The organism is Microbacterium sp. ZW T2_14, assembly GCF_044987405.1.
GTDB lineage: Bacteria > Actinomycetota > Actinomycetes > Actinomycetales > Microbacteriaceae > Microbacterium.
Genome location: NZ_JBJDRK010000112.1, coordinates 1 through 4,728, shown reverse-complemented (window position 1 = coordinate 4,728; position 4,728 = coordinate 1). Strand labels below are relative to the sequence as shown.

The window sequence follows — 4,728 nt, the reverse complement described above, 5'->3', positions numbered from 1 at the left end:
GGAGATGCCCTTCGGTCCGGGCACGCTCACGCGAGTGATCGCCGTCACGAGCGGCAAGGGTGGCGTCGGCAAGTCGACGGTGACCGCCAACCTCGCGGCGGCACTCGCCGCGCGCGGGCTCGCCGTGGGGCTCATCGACGCCGACGTGCACGGCTTCTCGATCCCCGGTCAGCTCGGCCTGGTCGACGCCCACGGCACGGTGCCGCAGCCGACCCGCGTGGACGACCTGATGCTGCCTCCCGTCGCGCACGGCGTGAAAGTCATCTCGATCGGGATGTTCCTGCGCCGCCGGGACGGCGAGGCCGCTGTCGGCGCCGTCGCGTGGCGTGGGCCGATGCTGCATCGCACGCTGCTGCAGTTCCTCACCGACGTGTACTTCGGGGACCTGGACGTACTGCTCCTGGACATGCCGCCGGGCACCGGCGACATCGCGATCTCGGTCGGACAGGTGCTGCCGAACGCCGAGGTCCTCGTGGTGACCACCCCGCAGACCGCCGCATCCGATGTGGCCGTGCGCAGCGGGCTGGTGGCGCGCCAGACCGGTCAGCGGGTCATCGGCGTCATCGAGAACATGTCGGCCCTGACGCTGCCCGATGGAACGGTCTTCGACCTGTTCGGGACCGGCGGGGGCGCCGCCGTCGCCGCGGCGCTGACGCAGGAAGACGCCGAGGTGCCGCTGCTGGGCTCCGTTCCGCTGAGCCCGACGCTGCGGACGGACGCGGATGCCGGCATCCCGGCCGTCATCGCCCATCCTGAGGACGCCGCGGCACGGGTCATCGCCGGCATCGCCGCACAGCTGGCGCAGACCCCTCGCGGGCTGTCCGGGCGCGCGCTCCCGTTCCGTCCGCGGTGACGATCCGTCTGCGGTCACAATCCCTCTGCGGTCACGATCCGCAGGGGTCAGGTGGCCTCGGAGTCGTAGGGCGTCGGGCCGTCCGCCGGACCACGGAAGGGGGACGCCACCGGCGTGGTCGGAACGGCAGGTTCGGCGGTGGCCGACGAAGCTGACTTCGCCGTCGTTCCGATCCCCGCCACGGGCGCGTCGTCCAGCAGCGCCTCGCGGATGATACGTCGGGGGTCGTACTGGCGCGGATCGAGGGTGCGCCAGTCCACGTCGTCGAAATCCTCGCCCATCTCGTCCCGCACCCGGGTGCGCGCGGTGGTCACCCACTCCCGCGCACGCTTGGTCAGTCCCGCGAGGGACTCCGCATACCGCGGCAGACGCTCGGGTCCGAGGATGAGTGCCGCGACGAGACCGATCAGCAGGAGCTTCTCGATCGTGAGGCCGAAGATCATGCCTTCAGATTACCGTCGTGCCTGTGCGGCCAGCGCCGCACGGCCGCGTAGGCTGGCGAGCGGAGGTGCCGATGGGCGAGCAGAGCGCGAACCAGCGGTTCGTGGACGAGGCGACGAGCGAACCGGAGCACATCGCGCGTGCACGAGCGCACGCTCTCGAACTCGGTGCCGCACCGATCAGCCCGGCCATCGGGGCCCAGTGCGCGGTGATCGCGGCCGCGTCCCAGGCGCTCAACATCGTCGAGATCGGGACGGGCGCCGGCGTCTCCGGCCTCTGGCTGCTGCACGGCTCGCCACGGGCGACCCTCACCACGATCGACAAGGAGCCGGAGCACCTCGGCGCCGCACGGCAGGCGTTCGGCGAGGCTCGCATCCCGCCGGCCCGTGCCCGCTTCATCACGGGACGCGCCGCGGAGGTCCTCCCCCGGATGAATGAGGCCTCCTACGACATCGTGCTCGTGGACGCAGATGCCGACGGTGTCATCGAGTACGTCGAGCACGGGCTGCGCCTGGTGCGTGCGGGCGGGACCGTCCTGGTGCCCCGCGTCCTCGCCGGCGGCGCGGTGGCCGATCCGGTGCGACGCGACCCGGTGACCACCGCGTACCGCTCACTCATCCAAGAGACGCAGGCGTCTCCCGCCGTCATCGGCGCACTGTCCATCACCGGTGAGGGGCTGCTGCAGCTCACCACGGTGCCTGTCGCCTGAGACCCCGCGCAACGTGCCTCTACGCGGCGTTGACGACGCCGCTCAGGACGTCGTAGAGCTCCTTGGCCTCAGCGTCGTTCACCGAGACGACCAGGCGACCGCCTCCCTCGAGCGGCACGCGCACGATGATGAGTCGACCCTCCTTCACGGCCTCCATCGGCCCGTCTCCGGTTCTCGGCTTCATGGCTGCCATTGCGGCTCCTTTTCATCGATGGTCTGCAGTTCGAGTTTATCGTGAGGGCAAGCGTCCCCGGGTACGCCTGGGGAAAGCGGCATCCTGGTTTCGGTCACGGCACCTGCCAGGAACTGCTGCCCAGGGCGTACATGTTGTAGATCCACCACCATTGGCCGACCAGGCACGCGATGAGCACGCCCACCCGCCATACGCGCGAGCGCGGGACGGCGAACGCACCCCACAGCGGCGAGAGCGGCACGAGCAGCCGGAAGATGCTCGACTGCGGGAAGAACACCAGCAGCAGGTAGACGAGGTAGCTCACGCTCCACAGCCGGATCTCCACTCCGAGGCGGCGCACCTGCGGCAGAAGGGCGAGGGCCGCCCCGATCAGCAGCACGCTCGCGCCGACGACGACGTAGCCCAGCGCGAGCGGCAGATGCCACATCGTCTCGAACCAGAACGAGATCCCGGCGAGGAACGGCTCGAAGGGCGCGAAGGAGGGGTCGCCGGCCACCCAGTTGCGGCGCCAGGCGAGTTCCGTGGAGAGATAGGCGCCCGGCTCGCCTGTGACCCAGCCCGCGATGAACTGCCACGCGAAGCCGGCGACGACCGACAGCAGGCCGAGTGCGACGATATGCACGACCTCGGGGGTCCGCAGCGGCTCTCGGGCTCGCCGCACCCATCTCCACACGCCGAAGAGGGCCAGGAACAGTCCGAACGCCAGCACGCCGGGCCGCGTGAACGCCATCAGCGGGATGAGGACGTACAGCCACCCGTAACGTCGCCGCGCCACGCACCACAGCGCGCAGAAGAGCCAGAAGAGGTTGAGCGCCTCCGCGTACCCGACCTGGAAGAGAGCGGCGAGCGGACCGCTGGCGAAGAACGCCACCGCCCACAGCGTCGCCGACTCGTCGAGGCGCAGCCTCAGCAGCCGATACAGAGCGACGGATGCCCCATACCCGGCCACGAGCGACACGAGCAGCGCCCCCGTCCCCCACTGTCCGCCGAACGGCAGGGCGACCGCCTGCGACAGATACGGGTACAGCGGAAGAAACGCCCACGCGTTCTCGGCGACCTGGCCGGCGTCGGTCAGGGGCAACGGGCTCGGGTACCCCGAGAACGCCACCAGCCAGTACCACGCGCCATCCCAGGCGACGACGGTGTCGCCGAGATCGGCGTCCGCTCCCATCCTGCTCTGGAAGCCGGAGAGTTCGGCAGCCAGGATCAAGAAGAGAGTCGTCACCAGTCGCGCGGCCAGGTAGATCGCGAGGACACGGAGAGCGACGCGACCCCGCGACGGCCGAGCGAGAGGCTCCGCTGTCAGTCGGTCGCCAGCCACGCGCGCAGGCCCCGCTCGACCGCTTCGATCTGGGCCACCGGCACCCGCTCCTCGTCGTGGTGCGCGAGGTGCGGGTCGCCGGGACCGTAGTTCACGGCCGGCACGCCCAATGCGCTGAAACGCGCCACGTCGGTCCACCCGTACTTGGGGCGGGGCTCGGCGCCCACGGCCGCGAGGAACTCCCGCGCCAGCGGGGCGTCGAGGCCCGGCCGCGCACCGACGGCAGCGTCGACGATCTCGACCTCGAAACCCGAGAACACGTCGCGGACATGGTCCGTCGCCTCCTCGACATCCCTGCTGGGCGCGAAGCGATAGTTCACCTCGACCTCGCAGAGGTCCGGAATCACGTTGCCGGCCACACCGCCGCTGATGCGCACCGCGTTGAGCCCCTCGCGGTACACGAGTCCCTCGACCGCGACGTCCCTCGGCTCGTACTCCGCGAGCCGCCCGAGGATCGGCGCAGCCTTGTGGATGGCGTTCTCGCCGATCCAGGCGCGGGCGCTGTGCGCACGCGTGCCGTGCGTGCGGACGATCGCGCGCAGATTGCCGTTGCACCCGCCCTCGACCTCGCCGTTGGACGGCTCACCGAGGATCGCGAAATCGCCGGCGAACAGATCCGGCCGCGTGCGCGCCAGGCGGGTGAGACCGTTGAGGTCGGCGTCGACCTCCTCGTGGTCGTACCACATCCACGTGATGTCCACGCGGGGAGCCACCAGCTCGGCTGCGAGCTTCAGCTGCACGGCGACGCCGGCCTTCATGTCGACGGTGCCACGGCCCCAGATGAACGGCTCGCCGTCGACGTCGATGTCCCGCGTGGGCACGTTGGCGTTGATCGGCACGGTGTCGATGTGACCCGCGATCACCACGCGCTGCGCCCGGCCGAGATTCGTGCGGGCGACGATCGTGTCGCCGTCGCGGTACACCTCGAGGTGATCGAGCGCGGCGATCTCGTCGAAGATCATGTCGGCCAGCAGCTTCTCATCGCCCGACACACTCGGAATGTCGCAGATGATGCGCGTGAGTTCGGCAGAGGACAACGACAGATCGAGCGGCATCCCCCGAGTCTACCGACGCGAATGAGGCCGTTAACGCGTAATGGCCACCCTTGGGGGGTGGCCATTACGTGAATGGGTGTCCGGCGGTGTCCTACTCTCCCACAGGGTCCCCCCTGCAGTACCATCGGCGCTGAGAGGCTTAGCTTCCGGGTTCGG

At 70.0% G+C, this 4,728-nt stretch carries 6 protein-coding genes and 1 rRNA gene; 2 read left to right on the top strand and 5 right to left on the bottom strand.

The window, feature by feature from the left end; genetic code table 11:
- Nucleotides 1-853, top strand: an 853-nt coding sequence (locus tag ACI3KY_RS20120; RefSeq protein ID WP_404931895.1) for a P-loop NTPase, incomplete at its 5' end; no start/stop codon positions are given.
- Between the two features lie 47 nt (nucleotides 854-900).
- Here the strand turns inward: ACI3KY_RS20120 and ACI3KY_RS20115 are convergent.
- Nucleotides 901-1,296: a Sec-independent protein translocase TatB gene (locus tag ACI3KY_RS20115; RefSeq protein WP_404931894.1), complete on the bottom strand. Its 396-nt coding sequence runs from the start codon at nucleotides 1,294-1,296 to the stop codon at nucleotides 901-903.
- Nucleotides 1,297-1,367: 71 nt separating this feature from the next.
- Here ACI3KY_RS20115 and ACI3KY_RS20110 point away from each other — a divergent pair, with 71 nt between their 5' ends.
- Complete coding sequence (locus ACI3KY_RS20110; RefSeq protein WP_404931893.1) at nucleotides 1,368-2,003, top strand: O-methyltransferase; 636 nt, start codon at nucleotides 1,368-1,370, stop codon at nucleotides 2,001-2,003.
- A gap of 19 nt (nucleotides 2,004-2,022) precedes the next feature.
- On the opposite strand, the gene ACI3KY_RS20105 is transcribed toward ACI3KY_RS20110, so the two are convergent.
- From ACI3KY_RS20105 to rrf, 4 genes are all read right to left on the bottom strand, one after another.
- The gene (locus ACI3KY_RS20105; RefSeq protein ID WP_163620836.1) at nucleotides 2,023-2,196 is read right to left on the bottom strand and encodes a DUF3117 domain-containing protein; all 174 of its coding nucleotides are present in this window, start codon (nucleotides 2,194-2,196) and stop codon (nucleotides 2,023-2,025) included.
- Nucleotides 2,197-2,290: 94 nt separating this feature from the next.
- A complete protein-coding gene (locus ACI3KY_RS20100; protein WP_404931892.1) occupies nucleotides 2,291-3,517 on the bottom strand; it encodes a hypothetical protein in 1,227 nt (408 codons plus the stop codon).
- Nucleotides 3,499-4,572, bottom strand: coding sequence for a succinyl-diaminopimelate desuccinylase (dapE, locus tag ACI3KY_RS20095; RefSeq protein ID WP_404931891.1), 1,074 nt, complete (start codon nucleotides 4,570-4,572; stop codon nucleotides 3,499-3,501). Before dapE ends, ACI3KY_RS20100 begins: the two co-directional genes overlap by 19 nt.
- Before the next feature lie 78 nt (nucleotides 4,573-4,650).
- Nucleotides 4,651-4,728: ribosomal RNA gene (gene rrf / locus ACI3KY_RS20090) — 5S ribosomal RNA — on the bottom strand; the annotation flags it as partial.